This is a genomic window from Ensifer sp. (assembly GCF_035999135.1).
Taxonomy (GTDB): domain Bacteria; phylum Pseudomonadota; class Alphaproteobacteria; order Rhizobiales; family Rhizobiaceae; genus Ensifer.
This window is the reverse complement of the sequence record NZ_DASYGZ010000148.1, coordinates 66,744-89,107: the sequence shown is the minus strand read 5'-3', so window position 1 is coordinate 89,107 and position 22,364 is coordinate 66,744. Positions and strand designations below refer to the sequence as shown.

Here is a 22,364-nt window from a genome sequence, read left to right as displayed (position 1 = left end):
AACACGACCGCTGTGAAGGAAAAGACTCCGCGCGATGGCGGGGGCAGTCGCGCATCCCCAGCTTGAAAGGATGCAAGGGAACTCTGCCGTCGCGCAGAGCAACTCCCGTGACAACGCTGAGATTGACGCCATCGAAGCAACATCTATTGCATGGACACAATGCGCTAGGCCTTCGCCAGCAACGTGCCGGCAGCGCTGGCGATCATGACAAGGACCACGCCGACAATCTGGTTGGGGCTCAGGGTCTGGCCGAGGATGACGAGGCCGGCGACGGCGCCCATGGCAGGTTCCAGGCTCATCAGCAGACCGAACATGGACGGTTGAAGGCGGCGAAGCGCCATGTATTCGAGCGCATAGGGCAGGAGCGGAACGAGAACCGCGAGCCCCGCCGTTACCGCCAGGATGTGGAAGGAAAAGCCGGACTGGACCTGATGGAACCCGAACGGCGTGGCGATGAGGGCTGCAAACGTGAGCGACACGGCGAGGCCTTCCAACCCCTTGAACCGCGCGCCGGCGTTCTTCATCAGCACGATGTAGCCGCCCCAGCCGATGGCCGCGCCGAAAGCGAAGAGCAGACCGCTGCCGTCTGCGATCCAGGCCGTGCCATCCCAGGAGAGGCAAAGCACACCGAGTGCGGCGATCGCCGGGAAAAGCAGGCGCCAGCCGCGTCCGCCGAGGACGGCCGCAACCGTCAGCGGCCCCAGGAACTCGATCGCGACGGCAAGACTGAGCGGAATGCGCTCGATCGCCGCAAAGAAGCAGAGCGTCATCATCGCCATGGTGGCGCCAAGGGAAATGGCCGCCAACCATTGCGACCGCGTGTATCTGAGGAAAGGCGGCCGCACCAGGAGAAGCAGGAATGCCGCAGCCCAGGAGAGCCGCAGCCACGTGGCGCCGAAAGCCCCGACTTCGACCATCGCCGGCTTGGAGAGCGCTGCGCCGAACTGCACGCTGGTCATGGAGAGCAGGCAGAACCCGATGGCAAGAGAGACGCGGCCGGACGATCCTTCCGCCGCCACCGGCTCGCGCCACCCGCCGTCCGCTGTTGTTTCCTGCTCCGCCATGTGTTTCTCCCCGTGACTTGAACAGACATAACAATCCCGGCACAATAAGAAACGCTAATAATTGTGATGCCGTCATAAAGGATCGTTATATGCATGACCTCGACATCGGCCTGCTGCGCGCCTTCGTCGTGACCGCTGAATGCGGCAGCGTCAGCGCAGCCGCCCAGCGGCTCGCACGCACCCAGGCAGCCGTCAGCATGCAACTGCGCCGGCTTGAGGACGATCTCGGCGCACGGCTATTGAACCGCAGCACCAGGGGCATGGACCTGACGGAGGCCGGGCATGTGCTGCTTCCCTATGCCCAGAAGATGCTGGGCCTGAGCACCGGGGCACGGCGGGCCGTGGCGGGGCACACGGTCGAGGGTCCGATCCGCTTCGGCATGATCGAGGACATTGCCGTCGGCTCGTTGCCAAGGGCGTTGCAGCGCTTCGCCGAGTGCCATCCGGGAGTGGCGCTCGAACTCACCGTCACCGAAAGCACCGTGCTGTCGGAAAAACTGTCGCTCGGTGAGCTCGATGTCGCCATCGGCGACCCGGCGCTGATCAATGGGCGACCGGTTCTGACCTGGCGCCTGCCGTTGCGCTGGGTCGCCGCGCGCGGTTTCGTCGTGCCCGAGGACGGCCCCTTGCCGCTCGTTACCTTCGACGGCGTCTGCACCTGGCGCCAGAAGATGATCGAGGTGCTTGCCACCGGCAACCGCCCCTGGCGGACGGTGCTGACGAGCGCCAGCCTCGCCTCGATCCAGTCGATGATCGAAGCCGGTCTCGGCATTGCCGTTCTGCTGGATCTCAACATCCGTCCGGGCACGATGCGCACGCTCGGCGTCCAGGACGGGCTACCGCCCGCGCCGGTCATCGAACTCGGCCTTTTTGCCGCCGACAATGGCGGCCTGTCGTCCAGGCCGATTTCGGCGCTCTGGGAATATCTGGCCGACGAACTCCAGGGTGAGGCCCTCGACACCGACCGATCCGCGGCCTGATCCCCGGAGCTCACCGCACAGTCGGCGCACCCGCAAGCGAAATTGCACGTCCAGCGATTGAAAAATCCCAGGCAAAATTTTACTAAATAATGATTGCGCCGCGCCCGGATCGGGCCGCCGGCGGCAGGCAGGACGTCGAATATGGTCACAATCAAGGAAATCGCCTCGGCAGTCGGGGTCTCGTCGGCAACGGTATCGCGGGTGCTGAATTACGATCCGACGCTGTCGATCTCCACCAGGAAACGCCAGGCGATCATCGAGACGGCCGAAGCGCTGAACTATGCAACGCCACGCAATCGCGGTCGCGGCGCCGGGCCGCTGCAGGGCCTGAAGTTCGCGCTGGTGCATTTCCTCCAGCCCGCCCAGGAACTGATCGACCCCTATTATGTCGGCGTCCGCCTCGGCATCGAGAACCGCTGCCAGGCGCTGAAGATCGAGGTGGTGAAAGTCTTCCACAACGGCAACCTGCCGGAAGCGGCGATCCTGCAGGGCGCCAATGGCGTCGTTGCCGTCGGCCATCACTATGGCGAAGAGGTTCACTGGCTGCGGCGGCACAGCCGCCATCTGGTCTTTGCCGATTTCGCGCCCGACGACGATATCGACGACAGCGTGATGAGCGACGTCTCCGTGGCGATGAACCGTTTGCTGCAAGGCATTTGCGCCAGGGGATACCGGCGCATCGGCTTCCTCGGCTGGATCGACGCCTTCCGCGACAAGGACGACATCCATTCCGAACGTCGCTGCCGGGCCTTCATCCAATGGACGACAAAAGAAGGACTTTACGACCCGGAACTCTGCATGGTCGAAAAGCTGACGCCGGACAGCGGCTACACGCTGGCAAAGGCGATGCTGTCGAAACCCAACCCTCCGGAAATCCTGATTACCTGCAACGACAACATGGCGATCGGCGCCTACAGGGCCATTCACGAAATGGGCTTGCGGATTCCGGAGGATGTCGCCGTCGCAAGCTTCAACGACATCCCGGTCGCCCAGTTCCTCGGGCCGCCGCTGTCCACGGTCAAGATCCCGGCCGAGGTGATCGGCGAGACGGCCGTCGACCTGCTCATCGAGCGGCTGATGGGACGGGACGTTGCCAAGAAGGTGCTGCTCGGAACCGAGATCATCTGGCGCGGCAGCACGGCCGTCGAAGCGGTGGGAGTTGCGCGATAAAAATCGCGAGGTAAAAATTTACTGAAATATTGCCTTCTTCAGAATTTTGCGAAATACTCCCGGCCGAGACGAAGAGGAACGTCTCGGGGAACGCGTTCGAGGGAGGAAACTATGAACGTGCGTAACTATCTGCGGCGCTTCGCCGGCATCGCGCTTGCGGGCGCAAGCCTCTTGGCGGTCACCGCCGCCGAGGCCAAGGAAATCACCATCTGGTGCTGGGATCCGAACTTCAACGTGGCGATCATGAAGGAGGCCGGCGCGCGCTACACGAAGACGCACCCGGACGTCACCTTCAACGTCGTCGATTTCGCCAAGGCTGACGTCGAGCAGAAGCTGCAGACGGGTCTTTCGTCCGGCACGGCCGATGCCCTGCCCGACATCGTGCTGATCGAGGATTACGGCGCGCAGAAATACCTTCAATCCTTCCCCGGCGCCTTCGCACCGCTTTCCGGCACCGTCGACTATTCCGGCTTCGCTCCCTACAAGGTCGAGCTGATGACGCTGGAAGGCCAGGTCTACGGCATGCCGTTCGATTCCGGCGTCACCGGCCTCTACTACCGCAAGGACTACCTGGAGCAGGCCGGCTTCAAGCCTGAGGACATGCAGGGCATTACCTGGGACCGCTTCATCGAGATCGGCAAGCAGGTCGAAGCCAAGACCGGCAAGAAGATGATGGGCCTCGACCCGACCGATGCCGGGCTCGTGCGCATCATCATGCAGTCGGCCGGGCAATGGTATTTCGACAAGGACGGCAAGGCCAACATCACCGGCAACGCCGCGCTGAAGGCGTCGCTGGAGACGATCAACAAGATCATGGCGGCCAACATCTACAAGCCGGCTGCCGGCTGGTCGGACTGGGTCGGCACGTTCACCTCGGGCGATGTGGCAAGCGTGATCACCGGTGTGTGGATCACCGGCACGGTCAAGGCGCAGCCGGACCAATCGGGCAAGTGGGGCGTGGCGCCGATCCCGGCGCTTTCGATCGACGGCGCGACGCATGCATCGAACCTCGGTGGTTCGAGCTGGTACGTGCTTGAAAGCTCTGCCGAAAAGGCCGAGGCGATCGATTTCCTCAACGAGATCTACGCCAAGGATGCCGATTTCTACCAGACGATCCTGCAGGACCGCGGCGCCGTCGGCTCGCTGCTCGCCGCCCGCGGCGGTGCGGTCTACGGCCAGGCTGACCCCTTCTTCGGCGGCGAGAAGGTCTGGCAGAACTTCTCCGACTGGCTGGCGAAGGTGCCCTCGGTCAACTACGGCGTGTTCACCAACGAGGCGGACACGGCGGTGACCGCCCAGCTACCGGCCCTGAACCAGGGAACCCCGGTCGACGAGGTGCTGAAGGCGATCGACGCCGAAGTCAGCGCCCAGATCCAGTAATCGCTCCCGCGACTGACTGCACCCGGCCGTGGCGACAAAGCCACGGCCGACGGCTCCTGCTTTCCACGAGGATGATGATGGCTCTCGCACGCCGCGGCGGCATCGGCCGATACTACAACGTCAATGGCTGGCTCTTCGTCGCGCCGGCGCTCGGGCTGATCGCGCTGTTCATGATCTACCCGATCCTCTGGTCGCTCTGGATGTCGTTCCAGTCCGGCCGCGGCATGATGCTCAAATTCGCCGGTTTTTCCAACATCATCCGGCTGTGGAACGATCCGGTCTTCATCAAGGCACTGACCAACACGCTGACCTATTTCGTCGTGCAGGTGCCGATCATGATCCTGCTGGCGCTGGTCCTGGCGTCGCTGCTCAACAACCCGAAGCTCGTCGGACGCGGCTTCTTCCGCACCGCGATCTTCCTGCCCTGCGTCACCTCGCTGGTCGCCTATTCGGTCCTGTTCAAGGGCATGTTTGCCCATGACGGCATCGTCAACGCGACGCTTGAAGCAATCGGGGTCATCGGCGAGCCGATCCCGTGGCTGACGCACCCGTTCTGGGCGAAGGTCCTCGTCATCCTCGCCATCACCTGGCGATGGACCGGCTACAACATGATCTTCTACCTCGCGGCGATGCAGAACATCGACAAGTCGATCTACGAGGTCGCCCGCATCGACGGCGTTCCCGCCTGGGCGCGTTTCACCCACATCACCATCCCGCTGTTGAAGCCGGTGATCCTGTTCACGACGGTCATTTCGACCATCGGCACCATCCAGCTTTTCGACGAGGTCTATAACCTGACAGAGGGCAAGGGCGGACCGTCAAACGCGACGCTGACGCTGTCGCTCTACATCTACAACCTGACCTTCCGCTTCATGCCGAACTTCGGCTACGCGGCGACAGTCTCCTATGTGATCGTCGTGCTGGTCGCGCTGCTTGCCTGCCTGCAATTCTTCGCGGCCCGGGAGCGCGACCGATGAAAAGCCCCGCACAAATCGCAACCGCCGTCGTCACCTACGGCTTCGTCGGCCTGATGGCGTTTCTGTCGATCTTTCCCTTCATCTGGATGCTGCTCGGCGCCACCAATTCGTCGATCGACACCATCAAGGGCAAGATGATGCCGGGCAGCGCGCTCGCCACCAATATCGGCGCCTTCTTCACCCAGGTGAATGCGCCGCTGGTCTTCTGGAATTCGGCGAAGATCGCGATCCTGGCGACGGTGCTCACGCTCGCCGTATCCTCGCTTGCCGGTTACGGCTTCGAGATGTTCCGTTCGCGCCACCGCGACCGGATCTACAGTGCGCTGCTGTTGACCATGATGATCCCGTTTGCGGCGTTGATGATCCCTCTGTTCATCATGATGGGCAAGGCCGGGCTCATCAACACCCACTTCGCCGTGGTGCTCCCGACCATCGGTTCGGCCTTCATCGTCTTTTACTTTCGCCAGACCACCAAGGCCTTCCCGTCGGAACTGCGCGACGCCGCCAAGGTCGACGGGCTGAAGGAGTGGCAGATCTTCCTCTACATCTACGTGCCGGTGATGCGCTCGACCTATGCGGCGGCCTTCATCATCGTCTTCATGACCGCCTGGAACAACTACCTCTGGCCGCTAATCGTGCTGCAGTCGAACGAGCAGAAGACGATCACGCTCGTCATCTCCTCGCTCGCCTCGGCCTATTACCCCGACTACGGCGTCGTCATGGTCGGCACCATTCTCGCGACACTTCCGACACTCGCGGTCTTCTTCTTCATGCAACGCCAGTTCGTCCAGGGAATGCTGGGCTCAGTCAAATAGGAATGATCATGCGTTCTGTTACCGCTTTCAACGACACCTGGATCTTCTCGGAGGGCTTCGATGCCGCTACTGCGGGGCGTTTGCTGCCAGGCAAGGCCATCAGCCTGCCGCACAACGCCGTCGAGCTGCCCTTCAACTATTTCGACGAGACATCCTATCAGCGCGCCTACACCTACCAGAAGGTGCTCGCCTGGCGTCGGGAGTTCCACGGGCGCGAAGTCTCGCTCGTCTTTGACGCGGCCATGGCCGATGCGGTCGTCTATCTCAATGGCGAAGAGATCATCGCCCACAGGGACGGCTACACGCCGTTCGAGGCGCGGCTCACCGACAGGCTGCGCGAGGGCGACAACCTGATCACCGTCAAGATCGACGGCAGCGAAAACCCAGAGATCCCGCCGTTTGGCGGCCGCATCGACTACCTCACCTATGCCGGCATCTATCGTGATGTCTGGCTGAAGATCACCGACGCGGTTTCGATCGCCAATCTCAAGATCGAGACCCGCGACACGCTGAGCGATGCCAAGTCCGTTTCGATCCGCTGCGACATCGCCAATCCCCAAGCGCTCGCATTCACGGGGAAGCTGACCGCACTCCTGAAGGACGCCAACGGCAAGGTGCTGGCGGAAGCGACCGGCGAGACCCGTGGCGAAAGCGTCACTCTGCAGTTGACCGGCCTCACCGGGCTTTCGCTCTGGGACATCGACAGCCCGGTCCTTTACGAGATCGAAGCGCAACTGCGCAGCGATCGCGGCAGTGACCGCCTGGCATCGCGTTTCGGCTTCCGCACGGCCGAATTCACGACCGAAGGCTTCAAGCTCAACGGCCGGCCGCTGAAGCTCCGCGGTCTCAACCGCCACCAGGCCTTCCCCTATGTCGGCTATGCCATGGGCCAGACGGCGCAGGAGCGCGACGCCGAAATCCTCAAGCATACGCTGCACTGCAATCTGGTGCGCACCTCCCACTATCCGCAGTCCAAGTGGTTCATCGAGCATTGCGATCGAATCGGTCTGCTGGTCTTTGAGGAAATCCCCGGCTGGCAGCACATCGGCGGCGAGGCCTGGAAACAGGAGGCGATCGAGAATGTGCGCCGCATGATCGAGCGCGACTGGAACCATCCGTCGATCATCATCTGGGGCGTGCGGATCAACGAGTCGCAGGATTCGCATGATTTCTACGTCGAAACCAACCGGCTGGCGCGGGAACTCGACCCGACGCGACAGACCGGCGGCGTGCGCTACATCACCGACAGCGAGTTGCTTGAAGACGTCTACACGATGAACGACTTCATCCTCGGCAACGAGGAACTGCCGGGGGCCAACCGCCCAAGGACCGCGCTGAGGCCCCAGCAGGAGTGCACCGGGCTCAAGCGTAAGGTGCCCTACATGATCACCGAATTCGGCGGCCACATGTATCCGACGAAGATCTACGACCAGGAACAGCGGCAGGCCGAGCATGTGCGCCGGCACCTCGAAGTGTTGAACGCCGCTTATGGCGACCCGAGGATTTCGGGGGCCGTCGGCTGGTGCATGTTCGACTACAACACCCACAAGGACTTCGGCTCGGGCGACAGGATCTGCTATCACGGCGTGATGGACATGTTCCGCCAGCCGAAATTTGCAGCCTATGTCTATGCCAGCCAATGCGCGCCAGCAGACGAAGTGGTGATGAAGCCGGTGACCTTCTGGGCGCGCGGCGAGCGCAACATCGGCGGCGTGCTGCCTTTGATCGTGCTCACCAACTGCGACGAGGTCGAGTTGAAATATGGCTCGCTGGTCAAGCGCATCGGCCCGGACCGCGAGAACTTCCCGCACCTGCCGCACCCGCCCGTCGTCATCGACCACAGGCATTTCACCAAGGACGAACTCGGTGTCTGGGGCATGAAGTGGGAGGATGCCGACTTTACCGGCTTCATCGACGGCGAGGCTGTCGCCCACCTGCGCATGGTCGCCGACCCGGTGCCGACGACGCTTGATGTGATCGCCGACAGCACGACGCTTCGTGCCGAGGGCCGCGACAGCGTGCGGGTGATCGTGCGCGCGCTCGACCAGGCAGGCAACGTGCTGCCTTTCCTCAACGATGCGGTCGATGTGACGGTCACGGGACCTGCGCGCCTTCTCGGACCAGAGCGCCTCGTCTTCCAGGGCGGATCGACCGGTTTCTGGCTGGAATCAACGGGTGCAGCCGGCGGCATCGCCGTCGCGGTGACCTCGACGCGGCTTGGTACCGTCAGGCTTGAGCTTGCGGCCAAGGTGCAGGAGGCAGCGGCTGCATGAGCGAACTGCAACTCAGTGAGGTCAGAAAATCCTATGGAAACTTCGAGGTCATCAAGGGCGTCGACCTCGACATCAAGTCCGGCGAGTTCGTCGTCTTCGTCGGGCCGTCAGGCTGCGGCAAGTCGACCCTGCTCCGGATGATCGCCGGCCTCGAAGAGATCACGTCAGGTGATCTCACGATCGACGGCGCGCGGATGAACGATGTCGATCCGTCGAAGCGCGGCATCGCCATGGTGTTCCAGTCCTATGCGCTCTACCCGCATATGACCGTCCGGGAAAACATGGGTTTTGCCCTGCGTTTTGCCGGCGTGCCGAGGGCGGAGATCGAGCAACGGGTCGGCGAAGCGGCAAACATCCTCGAGCTTGGGCCGTTGCTCGACCGCAAGCCGAAGCAGCTCTCCGGCGGCCAGCGCCAGCGCGTGGCGATCGGCCGCGCGATCGTCCGCCACCCGAAGATTTTCCTCTTCGACGAGCCGCTTTCCAACCTCGACGCGGAACTGCGCGTGCACATGCGCATCGAGATCGCCAGGCTGCACCGCAAGCTTGCGACCACCATCGTCTATGTCACCCACGATCAGGTCGAGGCGATGACTCTTGCCGACAAGATCGTCGTGATGCGCGGCGGCGTGGTCGAACAGGTCGGCTCGCCGCTCGACCTTTACGACGATCCCGCCAATCTCTTCGTCGCAGGCTTCATCGGTTCGCCGAAGATGAATTTTCTGAAAGGGATCGTCGAGGCTGGCGGAGCCGGCGTCCGTTTGCCGGACCTCGGCAATGCGGTCATTCCAATCAGCGTCAAGGCGGCAGTGCCGGGGAGCGCGGTGACAGTCGGCATTCGTCCGGAGCATTTCGGCGAGACCGGCTCGGCATCCCTCGAACTGACGATCGACATGCTGGAGCATCTCGGCGGCGAGACCTTCGCCTATGCGCGGCACGGGGATGGCGAGCTGATCGTGATCGAAACGAAGAACGGCCGCGGGCTGAAGTCCGGCGACAGCATCGCCGCCCGCTTCGATCCGGCAGCCGTGCTTCTCTTTGACACCGACGGCCGGCGGCTTCGCTAGAAGCTTCCGATAGAAAGACGGCGCCACCCGAGAAGTGGCGCCGTCAGGCTTTTGTTACGGGAACATGCCCTTCGGCGTTTCGCCCTTCAGGAAGGGCTCGACGAAGGCCATCAGCAGGTCCGGCTGGTTGATGACGGCGGTGTGCGACGTTGCCGGCAGGATGGCGAGGCGTGACGCCGACAGCGGCTTGCCCATGTCGCCCATGGCGCCGCCGCCGAGCAGGCGGAAGAGCGCGACATTGTGTTCGAGCGTCGCCACGTCGGCATCGCCGGCGATGATCAGCACCGGAGCCTTCAGCGTCTTGACGTCCGCCTCCCAGGCCATCGGCTCCTTTTCGAGCGCGATCAGCTTGCGCGCCAGTTCCGGAAAGCCGTTCGGATCGACGGCAAGTTTGCGATAGTCCTCGGCAAAGGGCAGGCTGACGAGCATCTCGACCGTCATCTGCGGGATCACCGCCTTGAATTCGGGCTGCCAGCCCTCAGCGTCGTAGGCAACCGACGCGGCGGCGAGCTTGTTCACCTTTTCCGGATGGCGGATCGCCAGTTGCAGTCCGGCGGCAGCGCCCATCGAGTAGCCGAAGACATCGGCCTTCTCGAGCTTGACCGCATCCATGAAGGCGGCAACGTCATCAGCAAGGTTTGGATAGGTGATCGGCCGGTCGATATCGTTGGTGCGGCCATGGCCCTGGAACTCGACCGCATAGACCGTGTGGGTTTCGGCAAGCTTCGGAATGATCGCGCCCATCGACGGAATGTTCATGTAGGCGCCGTGCAGCACGACCAGTGGCTCGCCCTTGCCCGAGACCTCGTAGTACATCTTCATGCCGTTGACCTCGACGGTCTCGGCCGTTGCAAAAGCGGTGCCGGACATCAGCAGGGCGCCAGCGATCAATGCGGTACGAAACATTCTCAAATCTCCTTTTTCGGTGCGGTTGAACACCGCCTTCGAGATTAAGACGTGCCGCGGTTCGCCATCCCGACATCGGCGACGAAGAAATTTTCGCGTTTCCGTTGCAGCGAACCAAAAACGCTTCGCGCCTGGCCGCGGACGGATCAGCCGGAGGGATTGAGTTTCGGCTTGAGGGCGGCGAATTCCTGCACGGCGAAGTCTATGAGTTTTCGCACGCGCGGCAGGTCCCGCATCTCCTGGTGGACGCCGAGCTTCAAGGGAAGGATAGGCGCGGCGACGCCAAGGTCGACGGGCACAACACCACTGCGGCCAGCGGCAAGGAAACACGGAAGTGTCGCGAGCGCCTGACCGGTTTCGATCGCGCTCAGCTGCGATCGGATCGTGTTCGCCCGCAGCATCACCCGCGCCTCGGGCCAAAGATGCTTGAGCCAAGTCGAAAGCGACACCTGCACGGCTGCCTCGGCCAGTTCGACGATGGCATGGTTCCTGCCGCCCCCTTCGGCATCCGGGTGACCGAAGCGATCGAGATAGGCCTGCGTTGCAAACAGGCCGTAACGGATATCGGCTACCTTGCGCTCAACGGTATCGCCCTGGTCGAAGCTGCCGAAGCGGAAGGCGATATCGGCATCCCGCCGGGACAGGTTGAAGCGCCGGCCATCGTTCAACAGATGGATGGTGACGCCGGGATGAACAGCGGCAAATTTTGTGAGCATCGGCGCGAGCAGATAATCTCCGAGCCAGTCGAGGCTCGTCACGGTAATCGTGCCCGCCAGCGCATCGTCCTTCGCCGCCAGGCGTCGCTCGACTGCAAGTGCATTCGCCTCCATCTCATCAAGCGCCGACAGGATGGACAGGCATGCCGACGTCGGCACGAGGCCGCTTGGTTGCCGCTCGAACAGTTTCTGCTGCGTCTTCTGTTCGAATGTGTCGAGCCGGCGGCTGAGTGTCGGCTGGGTTGCACCCAGGGCCCGCGCCGCCGCGCTCAGCGAGCCGTGGCGTGCCAAGAGCTGAACGAGATGGAGTTCTTCCCAGTCCACAAGCACCTCAGGGTTCAGGCGGTCGAGACGTCGCGCCGCGACGGACATTCATAGGCACTTTCGTGCCCGCCGTCATGCCTCCATCGATCGGAAGAACGACGCCGGTGATGTAGCTTGCCTCATCGCAACAGAGCCAGAGCACACTCGCGGCCACCTCTTCCACACGCCCAAGCCGGCGCATCGGCGTCGAAAGTGCTGCGTGCCGCTGAATGTCCGCGCCTGCCGCTTCGAGATGGTGGGTGAGAATAGGCCCGGGCGCGACGACATTGATCCGGATCCCCTGGTCGGCATAGTCCAGTGCCGCAGCCTTGCTCATCCCGATGATCCCGGCCTTTGCGCTGACATAGGCGGAAAGCCCTGAGGTGCCGTTGATGCCGGCGACGGAGGCCATGTTGACGATCGCGCCGCCACCACCCTTCGCCATCGCCTCGATCTGATAACGCATACCGAGAAAGGTGCCGCGAATGTTGGTGCGGATACCGCGGTCGAAGCCATCGATGTCGAGATCGGCAAGCGGGGCCGGCAAGGTTCCATCCGTCGCATTGTTGAAGGCCGCGTCGAGCCGGCCATAGTGCTGCATCACGCTTGCCAGCGCCTGCCTCATGGCTATCTCGTCGCCGACATCGGCTGCGATTGCCAGCGCGTCGCCGCCCGCTTCTCGGATCGAACCAGCCACCTCGTCGACGGCCGCCTGCGACCGGGAAAGAAGGGCAACGGATGCCCCGGCACGCGCGAAGGCGCGGGCGGTGGCCGCGCCGATCCCCTTGCTGGCGCCCGCGACCAAAGCGACCTTTCCCGCAAACCCAAGATTGTTCGTGTTCATCAACCTCACTCCATCTGATGCTGTCGCACCGCTTCTAGCGCCGGACGGCGACGGCTGCCTCGTGCAGGCGCGTATGCCTCCCATACGTGAACGGACAATCGACTTTCGCTGCGAACGGGATTGCCTTTGTCCGGCAGCCCGTCTTTCGCCCCAAGCGTCGATAGGGCCGCAGTCTCGAAAAGCACTGGGAGGCGATCATGGATAAAGCTGCGACAGGACGGGGACGATCGGAGCGCTGGAAGCGGCTGAAGGCGGAACTCGACCGGGTGATTGCACAAGCCCTCGATGAGCAGCGCATCGTCGGCACGGTCGTCGAGATCCTTGTCGACGGCGAGCCCGCCTACCGGGATGCCGCCGGGCTGGCGGACCGCGAAAGCGGACGGCCGATGACCGAGGACAGCATCTTCCTGCTTTCCTCGGTCGCAAAACCGATCGTCACGGTTGCCGCTCTCAACCTCGTGCAAAGCGGCACCATCGGTCTCGACGATCCGGTGTCGCAATGGCTGCCCGCGTTCAGGCCGCGGCTGGCGGACGGCAGCGAGCCTCGAATCACCATCCGCCAGCTCCTGACACACAGTGCCGGATTGACCTACGTGTTCATGGAGCAAGGCGACGGCCCCTACCGCCGACACGCCATCAGCAGCGGCCTCGATGACACCGACGATGACCTCCCTGCCCTCATCGGCAAGCTCACCGACATTCCACTGTCCTATCCGCCCGGACATGGCTGGGGCTATTCGATGAGCCTCGACGTGCTCGGCGCCGTTATCGAGCAGGCGACGGGATCGAAGCTGCCGGAAGCGATCGCAGCACTCGTCACAGGCCCGATGGGAATGGGCGACACCGGCTTTTCCGTGACCGATCCACGTCGACTCGTCGTCCACTATGGCGACGCGTCGCCACGGCCGCGGCGGCTCGCGGCCGACGATGCGGTCCCCTTCTTCGGCAATCCCGTGCGCCTCTCACCCGGGCGGATCTTCAATCCCCGAGCCTTTCCCTCCGGCGGCGCCGGCATGGCAGGCACGGCCGGCGACGTGATCCGCCTTCTCGAAAGCCTCAGGACCGGACATTCGCTGCTACTTGACACCTCCGCCACCGGCTCGATGTTCGACATTCAGGCAAGGACGGGCGGATTGGCCGCCGGCGCCGGGTGGGAGTTCGGCTTCGGCGGCGCCGTCCTTGTCGAACCGGAACTGGCAGGAACGCCGCAGTCGCGCGGCACGCTGCAATGGGACGGCGCCTACGGACACAAATGGTTCATCGATCCGGCCCGCGGCCTGACCGTCGTCGCGCTTACCAACACTGCCTTCGAGGGCATGAACGGACGCTTCCCGGCCGATCTTCGTGATGCCATCTATCGGAGCCTCTAGCCATGCGGAACGTCGCATTTCCCGTTGACCTCGACCGCTACTTCGCCCGCATCGGACATGCCGGGACGCCATCGCCCGATCTCACGACCCTTGGCAGCATCATCGCCCGCCACGCGGCGTCGATCCCCTTCGAGGCCATCGACGTGCTTCTCAGCCGTCGGATCGACCTGTCGCCGGCGGCGGTCGACGCCAAGCTCATCGAGCGCCGGCGTGGCGGCTATTGCTTCGAACAGAACGGCCTGTTGCAGCGCGTGCTCGCGTCGCTCGGTTACCGGGTAGAACCCTTGATGGCCCGCGTCCTGTGGATGCGCCACCCCGGCGCAGCGCCGCCGGCCTGGTCGCACATGGCGCTCCGCGTCTTCGTGGAGGATGTCGGCCATCTTGTCGATGTCGGATTTGGCAGTTGCGTGCCAACCGCGCCGTTGCGCTTCGACCGTTCCACGCCGCAGCCGACACCGCACGGGCCATTCCGTCTGAGCAGACGCTCGAAGGCTTCCTGCTTGAAGCAAGACTTGGTCCCGGCTGGGTGCCGGTCTACGAGGTATCGCCGCGGATTTGTGGCGGGGACGCCTGTTGTAGCGCGAACATCGCGACATCCACGGATCCGCATTCGCTTTTCCGGCAGACCCTTCTGGTGACGTTGACCACCGAGGAGGCACGCAACATCCTGTTTGGAAACCGGCTGACGATCCGTGACAAAAGTGGCACCGTCACGCGCCATGAACTCGACGCCCCGGCAATCGAACATGCCCTCACCGACCTCTTCGGGTTGCCCTTCCAGGACGATTGGCGACGGATCATCGCGCGCATCGGCAGCATACGCGACGACTTATCCGCCCCAACGACATGACGTGAACCCGTCTATCGGTGCGTCAGGATGTATCCTTTCAGGATCTCCGCATGATTGCGGACTTCATCCTTCACGCTGTAAAGGAGGATCGCTGGCCCTTCGGCAACGCGCTGCCGCAACACGTCAACGCCCGCAGGATTGGCATCGAGTTCGGCCAGATAGCGCGCGCGAAATTCCTCCCAGCTGCCCTCGCCTGCATGAAACCAGCGGCGCAGTTCCGTCGTCGGCGCGATTTCCTTCAGCCAGAGATCGACGGCGGCGTCTGCCTTGGTGAGACCACGCGGCCACAGACGATCGACGAGAATGCGCATCCCCTCGCCATCGGCCTTCGGCTCATAGACGCGTTTGGTCGTCAGTTGCATGAAGTCCCCCACCTGCTCAGATCGCCTTGGACCATAGCCCTCCCCGCCAGTCCGACCAAGGGCCGAAACGGCAGGCCGGAGAGCGCCAGCGCCAGCGATTAAACCCCGCGCCGGTTGCCCCAGAGCAGCACGTGCAGCTGCGGCAGGACACGCGCCTCGAACCAGCGGTCCTCCGTCACCTTGCCGACCAGCCAGAGCATGCGGTCGATGATGCCGTCGATGTCGACCGTGGGATCGTCATCGTCGGGCGGCGGCGGCGTATGGTTGCCGGGCTGCAGGTAGAGCGGCAGATGCGGGTAGCGCAATGCGGCATCACGGGCATAGGCATAGTCGCGCTCATCGAAGACGACGATTTTCAGCGCGACCTCAGGTCCGCCCTCAGCCAAGCGCAGACAGTCGTCGAAGTCCTGCCAGTTCGTCTCCATGCCGCTCGACGGCGGCTTCGGGCTCAGAACCAGAACATCGAGATCAGCAAACCAGGCCTTGGCGAGGCTGCCTTGGGTCTCGAGCGCGAAGCGATAGCCATCGGCCTTTCCGCAGGCGATCAGGGGGCCCAGCGGCTGGATCGCCGGATTGCCGCCCGAAAGCGAAACCGTCAGCGGCTTGCCGCCGGAAAGCCTGACGACCTCCTGCCAGATGTCCTCGGCGCTCATCGGGAGCCATTGGTCGCGGTAGTCGCTGTCGACCGCATGCAGCGTATCGCACCACGAGCAGCGATAGTCGCAGCCGCCGGTGCGCACGAACACGGTCGGAAGCCCGATCAGGATGCCCTCGCCCTGGATCGTCGGCCCGAAGATTTCGCTGACCCGGATGCGCGTTTCAGCCGGCCCGGTCATGGCCGGTATTCCGCCCAGGTCTTCGGCGTCTCGCTGACCCGAACGGCCGACGTTTCCGGCAGCCTTGCCTTGCACCAGTCGTAAAAATGCTTCGCCAGACACTCGGCGGTCACCCGGTCATGGCCGAGCACGTCGTTCAGGTGACGGTGGTCGAAACTGTCGTCGATGTAGCGCTTCAGCGGCGAAAGCTCGTGATAGTCGCGCACAAAGCCGTGTTCGTTGAGTTCCGCACCTGTCAGTTCGACCTCGACGACGTAGTTGTGCCCGTGCAGGCGGGCGCATTGGTGATCCGAAGGCAGGCTCTTCAACTGGTGAGAGGCAGAGAAGTGGAATTCCTTGGTGATCCGGAACATCACTTTACCTCCTCGGCCGCAAATGCCGATGTCGCCGCCACCCAGAAATCCGGATCCGCGTAGTCGGTCGGGTCAGGAACACCCGCCAGATGGAAGGCTTCGCGTCGCTCGACGCAGGTGCCGCAGCGGCCGCAGTGACGTGCGCCACCCTTGTAGCAGGACCACGTTTCTTCGAACGGCGTCCGATGGCTAGCACCGTCGGTGACGATATCCGCCTTCGAGATCGTCACATAGGGCGCGTAGAGCGAAACGCTGGCGTAGCCATCGAGCGCGTGGTTCTGCATCGTCTGGAAAGCGTGGATGAAACCGGGGCGACAATCGGGATAGATGAAATGGTCGCCGCCGTGCACGGCGACGGCCACCGCATCCGCTTTCTGTGCGGCAGCGAGCCCGAAGGCAATCGCGAGCATGATGGCATTGCGGTTCGGAACCACCGTCGCCTTCATGGTTTCCTCGGCATAGTGGCCGTCGGGCACGTCGACATCATCCGTCAGCGCCGATCCAGTCAGATGGGTCCCGATCGGGCGGATGTCGATGATCTGGTGCGGTACGTTGAGCCGCTTGGCGGCCGCGGCGGCAAAGTCCAGTTCCTTGCGATGCCGTTGGCCGTAGTCGAAGGAGAGGAGGCCGACAAGCTCGTGCTCGGCTGCCACCTTGTGGGCAAGCGATACCGAGTCCAATCCGCCGGAGCAGATGACAATCGTCTTCATGATAGGTGTCCTTGTTTTGACCGGGTAGGCTGCGACCGGATTACGGCGCGCCTTCTAGGCCAAACGGCGGACGATGGGAAGGGTTAAATTGCAGACCGCAGCCATTGGACAGTTGCTGTCAAAGCGTGGAGATCTACTCAACCGCAGCCCGTTCCAGCTGTGCAAGTCCGTCGACCATGCCCTGAGGCGACACGTCGCCAATGACCGCCGATTGCACGACATAGCCGAGCACAAGCGACAGCAATGCAGCGGCCATGTCCGCCTCCACGTCATACTCGACACCGGTTCGGTCGTCACGCCAACGCTTCAGCGCGCCGGCGAGATCGCAGCGAAAATCGATGTAGAAGCTCTTCATCGTCGCGCGAAGCTGCTCGTTCCTTTGCGCCTCGCTCCAGCCGAGCAGCGCGATTCGCTTCAGGTCGAAGCCGTCGCGGCTCGCAAAGCGGTCGATCGCTTCCGTGATCTCGCCGACGAGCTGGCTGGGACTCATCGGCGGCTCGGCATGCAGCAATGGCGCGACGATCGCCGACAGCCCCGACAACGATGTGGCAACCGCGGCGAGGATCAGGTCGTCCTTGCTCGGATAGTAGGAATAGACGGCGCCGGCCGAAAGGCCGGACGCACGGATGATGTGGTCCATCGTCGTGGCGTGCAACCCGTCCTTCTGAAAACAGGTCCAGGCTGCTTCCAGGATCTGAGCCCTGCGGGCGGCGCGCTTCTCGTCTGATATCTTCGGCATTCGCTCAAAATAAAACGAACGCTCCCTCTTTAAAAGAGGCGTGGAAAATATTAAAACGAATGACCGTTCTTTTTATGAAGGCAACCATGATCAGGGTGACGGCAATCGAGACGGGCAAGGCCCGCATGAAGTCGGCCCAGCGCACCGGACGCGAAGGCCGCGGCGCCATCGGCCGCAAGATCGACATCTTCCGGGATCCGAACTGGATCGACCCCTTGCCCATCCTGTGCTTCCTGATCGAGCATCCGGAGGGCCGCTTTCTCGTCGATACCGGCGATACCTGGCGCAATTCGGTGCCCGGTTACCTTCCGGGCTGGAACCCGTTCTACAAACAGGTGCAGATCCGCGTCGCGCCCCACGAAGAGGTGGGTGCACGACTGCTCGCGATGGGGCTCGATCCGGCCGAAGACATCGGCACCGTCATTCTCACGCACTTCCATCACGACCATACCGGAGGGCTCGATCACTTTCCGCGCAGCCGGATTATTGGCCCGCGCGCGAACTACGCCGTCTCGATCGGTGTCAGGGGAATGATGACAGGCTGCCTGCCACAGCGCTGGCCGATCTGGCTGCGGCCGGAGCTCGTGGACATGGATGGCCCGCCGGTCGGACCTTTCGCCGCCTCCCACCCGATCACCCGCGATGGGCGAATCCTCCTCGTGCCGACCCCCGGGCATGTCGCCGGCCACGTTTCCGTCATCGTGCGCGGTGATACGTTTACCTATTTCCTGGCCGGGGACGCGACCTACTCGCAGGCAAATCTCCTGGCCGAACAGACGGATGGCGTGACGAATGATCCGGCAACGGCACTTGCGACCTTGCGGTCGATCCGCCGGTTTGCTGCGAGCGAGCCGACGATCCTGCTGCCGGCTCACGACCCGGAGAGCGCCGCGCGGCTCGCAGCCGGATCGGCCTTGGTCTGAAACGACAAGATGGCCGACCTTTCGCTGTGACGTGAAGTTGCGCAAGATCGCCGACAATTCGCGCGCGCCATAATGGGTTGGGGCGCGCGGGCTTCGAGGAGTTTTGTGGCGCTGCTGTCGCTACTGCTGGAGGCCCGGATAGGCCCATACGCCTGAAACGCGCATCAGATCACGGTAGATAACCAACCGCTCGTCTGGTCCGACCTTCGCAGCTTCGTCCTGGGTTGGCGCGTCCAGCGCGTTCATCGGTACGACTGAGGTTGGGAGATCGCGCTGCATCAATGCGTCTTCCATCACAGTGCGGGCACGGCGCATGTGGCTGGAACTGGTTACCAGGATTACGGTATCGGCCTGATGCCGCACCAACAGATTGGCGGCGTTGATCACGTTGCCGATCGTGTCTTTCGACTTGTCTTCGATGATGATGCGATCGCGGCTGACGCCCTTGTCGACCAGCCATTTCGACATCACGTCGCCTTCGGTTACGCCGTTCTTCGGCACGCCGCCACTCACCATAACCAGTGCCGTCGGATTGGCCTCAGCAGCCTTCAATGTCACGTCGAGACGGTCGAGCAGGGTCTGCTGCGCGGTGCCGTCATCCGCCAGTGCGTATCCCAAGGCGACCACCACGACCTTGCCGGACAACGTCGGGACATCGAAGCTCGGCTTTTCGGCCATAATCTGCTCTGCGCGAACGAAGCGCTTCCGATATTCCTCCGCGCGCTCGCGATCGAGACCCGCGAGCGCTTGATGTGCGAGTGCCGCGCCAGTTTCGTCGCCGCGGATGCGGGCAATTGCCTCCAGCCAGCTTTGCGCGTCGAAAGCCGTCGGCTCCTTTTCAAGGATACCCTGGAACGTGGTCTGTGCCTCGTCGAGCTTCTTCTGGATGATCTGCGTTGAGGCCACGGCATACTGAAAATCCAGGCGCTCGGGCGCTAAAGTCGACGCCTCCTTGAACGCCGCCTCCACGACATCATACTTGCCGTGAAGGGTGATGCCCTTGAAGACCTCGGCTTCAGCCTTCTTGACGTCGCCCCCCGACCAGTAATACTGCATGCCTGTGTCGACCAACTGCTTGATACGTGCAGCATTGGTCTGATCGAAGGCCGCGACTGGAGCGGCCGAGACAAGGCATGCCGTTGCTACCAATACTGCAAGGAGTCGGTGTCTCGCGCCACTCGCCTTCGTCGGACGCGGAACGTCCGATGTAAACACGGTCGAGCCCGTCAGATGGGCAAAAATAGAATTCGGCTTCATTGATATCTCCCAGTTTTCCGGTTGCCCGCAGGCTTGCTCACCCTCGGGCAGATAGGCGTTCCGTAATCACTTCCGATCTGGCCCAATCGATATGCGGCCAACATCAGCAATACCAAAACATTACCACCTGTCCACCGCGTTGCGGCTGAACCGTGCGCTTCCGCGCCCGAATTCCGGATAAATTATATTACATTTCTTACAGATAGCGCATGCAAGTTGCGTCCAAACTTCTAGACAGTTAGTGATTGGCGCTATATTGGTATTATCCAATCATGCCGCGGCAGCCTCCCCTCCTGATGAGGCGCAGCCGTTCGATGGTCACGATGCCATCAACAGCCAGCTTTTGTCGCCGGAGATTTCCGCGGTTCGTCAGATGGCAACACCCGGTTCTGGGCCCCGCCGCCAAATGCCAAACGGAAACACGCGCCGCCGCTTGGTGCGCTCAGAACGGCCATCTCGGCGCCATGTCGGCGGGCGATCTGCAGCACGAGGTTGAGACCGAGGCCCGCGCCGCGATCCCTGGGCTTCAGGCGGTAGAACGGCTCGAAGATGCGCTCGCGCTCCGCCTCGGGAACGCCGGGGCCGTCGTCGGAAATCTCGATCACGCCGCCCGCCTCCACGCTGGCGACGATCGTGCCGCGGTTCCCGGCATGTTCAATGGCGTTTTGAACCAGGTTGGTAATGGCGCGTGAAAGGGACGTTGCATCTGCCTGAACAAGCGAGCGCTCGACCCTTGGCTCGAAGGAAAACTCATAGCCTTCGTCGATCGCCAGCGGCGCGAGGTCGGCGGCGACGTTGCGGCACAGTTCCACAAGGTCCACCGTGGCAAACGGCGTCGCGTTGGCGTCCAGGCGCTGCAGGTCGAGCAGCTGTTCGGCGAGGGCCGAGATCTTCTCGCAATCGGCAATCAACCGGTCACGATCCGGGCCCGCCGCCAGCGAGTCCAGCCGCGCCTGCAGGATCGCAACGGGCGTGCGGAGTTCATGCGCCGCATCGAGGATGAAGCGCTGGTGGCGGCCGTAGGCCTGGTCGAGCCTGTGGAGCGCATCGTTCATGCCGCGCACGAGCGGCCGAACCTCATTGGGGATGGTGGTTTCGGGGAGGCGATAGTTGCGCCTGTCCATGCTGATCTCTTCGGTTTCGCGGGCGAGCTCGGAAATCCCCCGGCTTGCCCGGTTGACGATCCACGGCACGGCGGCGACCGTGACGATGGCGAGAAGCACCAGCATCGGCGCAATGGAAAAGCGCGAGAACTGCAGGATCAGCGCCGACTGGCTCATCAACTCGCCCTGCCCGAAAATCGTGAAGGCGCCCTCGGCATTTTCCCGGCGCCTGAGTACGGCAAGATAAGGCGATGGATCCCCGGCGTCGCGGATATCGGAATAGGTCATCTTGCCGAGATTTTCGGCCATCCCCTTGTAGATCGCGGGAATGTCACCCGCCTGGACGACCTCGCCATGGTCGTTGCGGGCGATGAACCAGAAATCCGGGCGCCGCGCATAGACGTCACCCATCTCCTCCGTTCTTGCGAGCATCAACTTGCCGTCCGGGCCTCTTCGGATCGCGTCGAACGCGACCTCGACCGGCGCCGGGCTGATGAGAACACCGCCCTCGTCGGCAAGCACCAGCAGGCTGACGAACGAGAGACCGAAGGCGAGCAGGATCGCCAGCTGCAGGACCAGAAGCTGAGCGATGAGCCGCTGCTTGAGGGAGCGGGGCCAGAACGTCCTCACAGGGCGCACCCGAGGGCTGAAGGGATTGTGCAAGGCATCGGCTGGCTCCGCTCGGACGCGTTGGAAATGAGCCGGCTTTTTGAAATTGCGCAAGGTCGGACGAACAGGCGCTTCGCATTTCTCGCGGATCGGCTTTGCGGGAAGCTGCAAAGTCTAGATTACCCCGACATTACGCCTGTCGTTCGCGGCCCGGAACTGCGGCACCGGGCCGCGATCTTCTTTCCTCATCATCATCATGCATGTGCATGCGGATGCTGCCGTTCATCCCAGACCGCCCAGATCGCGAGCGCAGTCACCAACGCCCCGAGGACGACATGCGTCCACATCGGGTTGGGACTCGTCGAGAAACCGAGCAGCCAGGGCGAAGCGATCAGCCACAGACCGACGATGAGGCTTGCCCATTCTTCCCATTCCGCAAACATGGCCAGTGTTGCGATCGCCAGAACGCCGAGCACGGCGGCAGCGATCCAGGCGTTCCAGGCCGGAACGTTTTCGACAACGAAACCCATGATCCAGGGGGAGACGAACAGGCAGGCGGCAAGAACCAGATTGATCCAGTCCTGTGCTTTCTTTCCTTCCATCAGTGCCATGACAACCTCCACGAATGAAGCTTGGCCAAAGCGTACGATCGCGTGCGGTCGCACGCTCTGAAAACTATAATAAAATCAAACGAAAGCGCTTTCAAATCTTTTTCGCGCGAGCAGCCGTGATCAGGCGTGCAAAGCGCGCCTTAGAGCCG

Annotated in this window: 21 protein-coding genes and 1 pseudogene; 10 read left to right on the top strand and 12 right to left on the bottom strand. The window is 62.8% G+C overall.

Annotated elements, in window-relative coordinates; genetic code table 11:
• Positions 1 to 164: 164 nt before the first annotated feature.
• Positions 165 to 1,064, bottom strand: coding sequence for an EamA family transporter (locus VGO12_RS19775; RefSeq protein ID WP_327514463.1), 900 nt, complete (start codon positions 1,062 to 1,064; stop codon positions 165 to 167).
• An 89-nt stretch (positions 1,065 to 1,153) separates the two neighbouring features.
• Between VGO12_RS19775 and VGO12_RS19770 the strand changes: the two genes are divergently transcribed.
• The 7 genes from VGO12_RS19770 (at position 1,154) to VGO12_RS19740 (ending at position 9,723) form a co-directional block, all read left to right on the top strand.
• Positions 1,154 to 2,044: a LysR family transcriptional regulator gene (locus tag VGO12_RS19770; protein ID WP_327514462.1), complete on the top strand. Its 891-nt coding sequence runs from the start codon at positions 1,154 to 1,156 to the stop codon at positions 2,042 to 2,044.
• A gap of 141 nt (positions 2,045 to 2,185) precedes the next feature.
• On the top strand, positions 2,186 to 3,214 hold the full coding sequence (locus VGO12_RS19765) for a LacI family DNA-binding transcriptional regulator (protein ID WP_327514461.1): 1,029 nt from the start codon (positions 2,186 to 2,188) through the stop codon (positions 3,212 to 3,214).
• Between the two features lie 111 nt (positions 3,215 to 3,325).
• Positions 3,326 to 4,594, top strand: coding sequence for an ABC transporter substrate-binding protein (locus VGO12_RS19760; RefSeq protein WP_327514460.1), 1,269 nt, complete (start codon positions 3,326 to 3,328; stop codon positions 4,592 to 4,594).
• Positions 4,595 to 4,671: 77 nt separating this feature from the next.
• Complete coding sequence (locus VGO12_RS19755; protein ID WP_327514459.1) at positions 4,672 to 5,571, top strand: sugar ABC transporter permease; 900 nt, start codon at positions 4,672 to 4,674, stop codon at positions 5,569 to 5,571.
• Positions 5,568 to 6,386: a carbohydrate ABC transporter permease gene (locus VGO12_RS19750; RefSeq protein WP_327514458.1), complete on the top strand. Its 819-nt coding sequence runs from the start codon at positions 5,568 to 5,570 to the stop codon at positions 6,384 to 6,386. The genes VGO12_RS19755 and VGO12_RS19750 overlap by 4 nt, the downstream gene beginning before the upstream one ends.
• A gap of 8 nt (positions 6,387 to 6,394) precedes the next feature.
• Positions 6,395 to 8,659 (top strand): glycoside hydrolase family 2 protein, encoded by a 2,265-nt coding sequence (locus tag VGO12_RS19745; protein WP_327514457.1) that lies wholly within the window; start codon positions 6,395 to 6,397, stop codon positions 8,657 to 8,659.
• Complete coding sequence (locus VGO12_RS19740; protein WP_327514456.1) at positions 8,656 to 9,723, top strand: sn-glycerol-3-phosphate ABC transporter ATP-binding protein UgpC; 1,068 nt, start codon at positions 8,656 to 8,658, stop codon at positions 9,721 to 9,723. Before VGO12_RS19745 ends, VGO12_RS19740 begins: the two co-directional genes overlap by 4 nt.
• Positions 9,724 to 9,777: 54 nt before the next feature.
• On the opposite strand, the gene VGO12_RS19735 is transcribed toward VGO12_RS19740, so the two are convergent.
• The 3 genes from VGO12_RS19735 to VGO12_RS19725 all read right to left on the bottom strand — a co-directional run bounded on the left by VGO12_RS19735 (position 9,778) and on the right by VGO12_RS19725 (position 12,492).
• Positions 9,778 to 10,629: an alpha/beta hydrolase gene (locus VGO12_RS19735; protein WP_327514455.1), complete on the bottom strand. Its 852-nt coding sequence runs from the start codon at positions 10,627 to 10,629 to the stop codon at positions 9,778 to 9,780.
• A 146-nt stretch (positions 10,630 to 10,775) separates the two neighbouring features.
• Positions 10,776 to 11,717, bottom strand: coding sequence for a LysR family transcriptional regulator (locus VGO12_RS19730; RefSeq protein WP_327514454.1), 942 nt, complete (start codon positions 11,715 to 11,717; stop codon positions 10,776 to 10,778).
• Positions 11,677 to 12,492 (bottom strand): SDR family NAD(P)-dependent oxidoreductase, encoded by an 816-nt coding sequence (locus tag VGO12_RS19725; protein ID WP_327514453.1) that lies wholly within the window; start codon positions 12,490 to 12,492, stop codon positions 11,677 to 11,679. Before VGO12_RS19725 ends, VGO12_RS19730 begins: the two co-directional genes overlap by 41 nt.
• 197 nt (positions 12,493 to 12,689) lie before the next feature.
• Between VGO12_RS19725 and VGO12_RS19720 the strand changes: the two genes are divergently transcribed.
• Both VGO12_RS19720 and VGO12_RS32240 read left to right on the top strand, forming a co-directional pair.
• Positions 12,690 to 13,862, top strand: a complete 1,173-nt coding sequence (locus tag VGO12_RS19720) for a serine hydrolase domain-containing protein (protein WP_327514452.1) — start codon at positions 12,690 to 12,692, stop codon at positions 13,860 to 13,862.
• A gap of 2 nt (positions 13,863 to 13,864) precedes the next feature.
• Positions 13,865 to 14,712: pseudogene (locus VGO12_RS32240) on the top strand (arylamine N-acetyltransferase family protein).
• An 11-nt stretch (positions 14,713 to 14,723) separates the two neighbouring features.
• On the opposite strand, the gene VGO12_RS19705 reads toward VGO12_RS32240, so the two are convergent.
• The 5 genes from VGO12_RS19705 to VGO12_RS19685 form a co-directional block, all read right to left on the bottom strand.
• Positions 14,724 to 15,074: a DUF488 domain-containing protein gene (locus VGO12_RS19705; RefSeq protein ID WP_327514449.1), complete on the bottom strand. Its 351-nt coding sequence runs from the start codon at positions 15,072 to 15,074 to the stop codon at positions 14,724 to 14,726.
• Between the two features lie 98 nt (positions 15,075 to 15,172).
• Positions 15,173 to 15,910 (bottom strand): 7-carboxy-7-deazaguanine synthase QueE, encoded by a 738-nt coding sequence (gene queE / locus VGO12_RS19700; RefSeq protein WP_327514448.1) that lies wholly within the window; start codon positions 15,908 to 15,910, stop codon positions 15,173 to 15,175.
• Complete coding sequence (gene queD, locus VGO12_RS19695) at positions 15,907 to 16,263, bottom strand: 6-carboxytetrahydropterin synthase QueD (RefSeq protein WP_327514447.1); 357 nt, start codon at positions 16,261 to 16,263, stop codon at positions 15,907 to 15,909. The genes queE and queD overlap by 4 nt, the downstream gene beginning before the upstream one ends.
• Positions 16,263 to 16,973 carry a 7-cyano-7-deazaguanine synthase QueC gene (queC, locus tag VGO12_RS19690; RefSeq protein WP_327514446.1) on the bottom strand — a complete coding sequence of 237 codons (711 nt, stop codon included), beginning with the start codon at positions 16,971 to 16,973 and terminating at the stop codon, positions 16,263 to 16,265. Before queC ends, queD begins: the two co-directional genes overlap by 1 nt.
• Positions 16,974 to 17,106: 133 nt before the next feature.
• Positions 17,107 to 17,712 carry a TetR/AcrR family transcriptional regulator gene (locus tag VGO12_RS19685; RefSeq protein ID WP_327514445.1) on the bottom strand — a complete coding sequence of 202 codons (606 nt, stop codon included), beginning with the start codon at positions 17,710 to 17,712 and terminating at the stop codon, positions 17,107 to 17,109.
• A gap of 59 nt (positions 17,713 to 17,771) precedes the next feature.
• Here VGO12_RS19685 and VGO12_RS19680 point away from each other — a divergent pair, with 59 nt between their 5' ends.
• Positions 17,772 to 18,635: an N-acyl homoserine lactonase family protein gene (locus VGO12_RS19680; RefSeq protein ID WP_327514444.1), complete on the top strand. Its 864-nt coding sequence runs from the start codon at positions 17,772 to 17,774 to the stop codon at positions 18,633 to 18,635.
• A 120-nt stretch (positions 18,636 to 18,755) separates the two neighbouring features.
• Here VGO12_RS19680 and VGO12_RS19675 read toward each other — a convergent pair whose 3' ends face one another.
• The 3 genes from VGO12_RS19675 to VGO12_RS19665 form a co-directional block, all read right to left on the bottom strand.
• The gene (locus VGO12_RS19675) at positions 18,756 to 19,892 is read right to left on the bottom strand and encodes a YdcF family protein (RefSeq protein ID WP_327514443.1); all 1,137 of its coding nucleotides are present in this window, start codon (positions 19,890 to 19,892) and stop codon (positions 18,756 to 18,758) included.
• A 329-nt stretch (positions 19,893 to 20,221) separates the two neighbouring features.
• Positions 20,222 to 21,625, bottom strand: coding sequence for a HAMP domain-containing sensor histidine kinase (locus VGO12_RS19670; protein WP_327514442.1), 1,404 nt, complete (start codon positions 21,623 to 21,625; stop codon positions 20,222 to 20,224).
• 233 nt (positions 21,626 to 21,858) lie between these two features.
• Positions 21,859 to 22,215: an SPW repeat protein gene (locus tag VGO12_RS19665; protein WP_327514441.1), complete on the bottom strand. Its 357-nt coding sequence runs from the start codon at positions 22,213 to 22,215 to the stop codon at positions 21,859 to 21,861.
• Between the last annotated feature and the right edge of the window lie 149 nt (positions 22,216 to 22,364).

Excerpts from the sequence above, each read along its gene's own strand:
- VGO12_RS19775 (WP_327514463.1), bottom strand. The coding sequence starts at position 1,064 with ATGGCGGAGCAGGAAACAACAGCGGACGGCGGGTGGCGCGAGCCGGTG.
- VGO12_RS19770 (WP_327514462.1), top strand. The coding sequence starts at position 1,154 with ATGCATGACCTCGACATCGGCCTGCTGCGCGCCTTCGTCGTGACCGCT.
- VGO12_RS19765 (WP_327514461.1), top strand. The coding sequence starts at position 2,186 with ATGGTCACAATCAAGGAAATCGCCTCGGCAGTCGGGGTCTCGTCGGCA.
- VGO12_RS19760 (WP_327514460.1), top strand. The coding sequence starts at position 3,326 with ATGAACGTGCGTAACTATCTGCGGCGCTTCGCCGGCATCGCGCTTGCG.
- VGO12_RS19755 (WP_327514459.1), top strand. The coding sequence starts at position 4,672 with ATGGCTCTCGCACGCCGCGGCGGCATCGGCCGATACTACAACGTCAAT.
- VGO12_RS19750 (WP_327514458.1), top strand. The coding sequence starts at position 5,568 with ATGAAAAGCCCCGCACAAATCGCAACCGCCGTCGTCACCTACGGCTTC.
- VGO12_RS19745 (WP_327514457.1), top strand. The coding sequence starts at position 6,395 with ATGCGTTCTGTTACCGCTTTCAACGACACCTGGATCTTCTCGGAGGGC.
- VGO12_RS19740 (WP_327514456.1), top strand. The coding sequence starts at position 8,656 with ATGAGCGAACTGCAACTCAGTGAGGTCAGAAAATCCTATGGAAACTTC.
- VGO12_RS19735 (WP_327514455.1), bottom strand. The coding sequence starts at position 10,629 with ATGTTTCGTACCGCATTGATCGCTGGCGCCCTGCTGATGTCCGGCACC.
- VGO12_RS19730 (WP_327514454.1), bottom strand. The coding sequence starts at position 11,717 with ATGTCCGTCGCGGCGCGACGTCTCGACCGCCTGAACCCTGAGGTGCTT.
- VGO12_RS19725 (WP_327514453.1), bottom strand. The coding sequence starts at position 12,492 with ATGAACACGAACAATCTTGGGTTTGCGGGAAAGGTCGCTTTGGTCGCG.
- VGO12_RS19720 (WP_327514452.1), top strand. The coding sequence starts at position 12,690 with ATGGATAAAGCTGCGACAGGACGGGGACGATCGGAGCGCTGGAAGCGG.
- VGO12_RS19705 (WP_327514449.1), bottom strand. The coding sequence starts at position 15,074 with ATGCAACTGACGACCAAACGCGTCTATGAGCCGAAGGCCGATGGCGAG.
- queE (WP_327514448.1), bottom strand. The coding sequence starts at position 15,910 with ATGACCGGGCCGGCTGAAACGCGCATCCGGGTCAGCGAAATCTTCGGG.
- queD (WP_327514447.1), bottom strand. The coding sequence starts at position 16,263 with ATGTTCCGGATCACCAAGGAATTCCACTTCTCTGCCTCTCACCAGTTG.
- queC (WP_327514446.1), bottom strand. The coding sequence starts at position 16,973 with ATGAAGACGATTGTCATCTGCTCCGGCGGATTGGACTCGGTATCGCTT.
- VGO12_RS19685 (WP_327514445.1), bottom strand. The coding sequence starts at position 17,712 with ATGCCGAAGATATCAGACGAGAAGCGCGCCGCCCGCAGGGCTCAGATC.
- VGO12_RS19680 (WP_327514444.1), top strand. The coding sequence starts at position 17,772 with ATGACCGTTCTTTTTATGAAGGCAACCATGATCAGGGTGACGGCAATC.
- VGO12_RS19675 (WP_327514443.1), bottom strand. The coding sequence starts at position 19,892 with ATGAAGCCGAATTCTATTTTTGCCCATCTGACGGGCTCGACCGTGTTT.
- VGO12_RS19665 (WP_327514441.1), bottom strand. The coding sequence starts at position 22,215 with ATGGCACTGATGGAAGGAAAGAAAGCACAGGACTGGATCAATCTGGTT.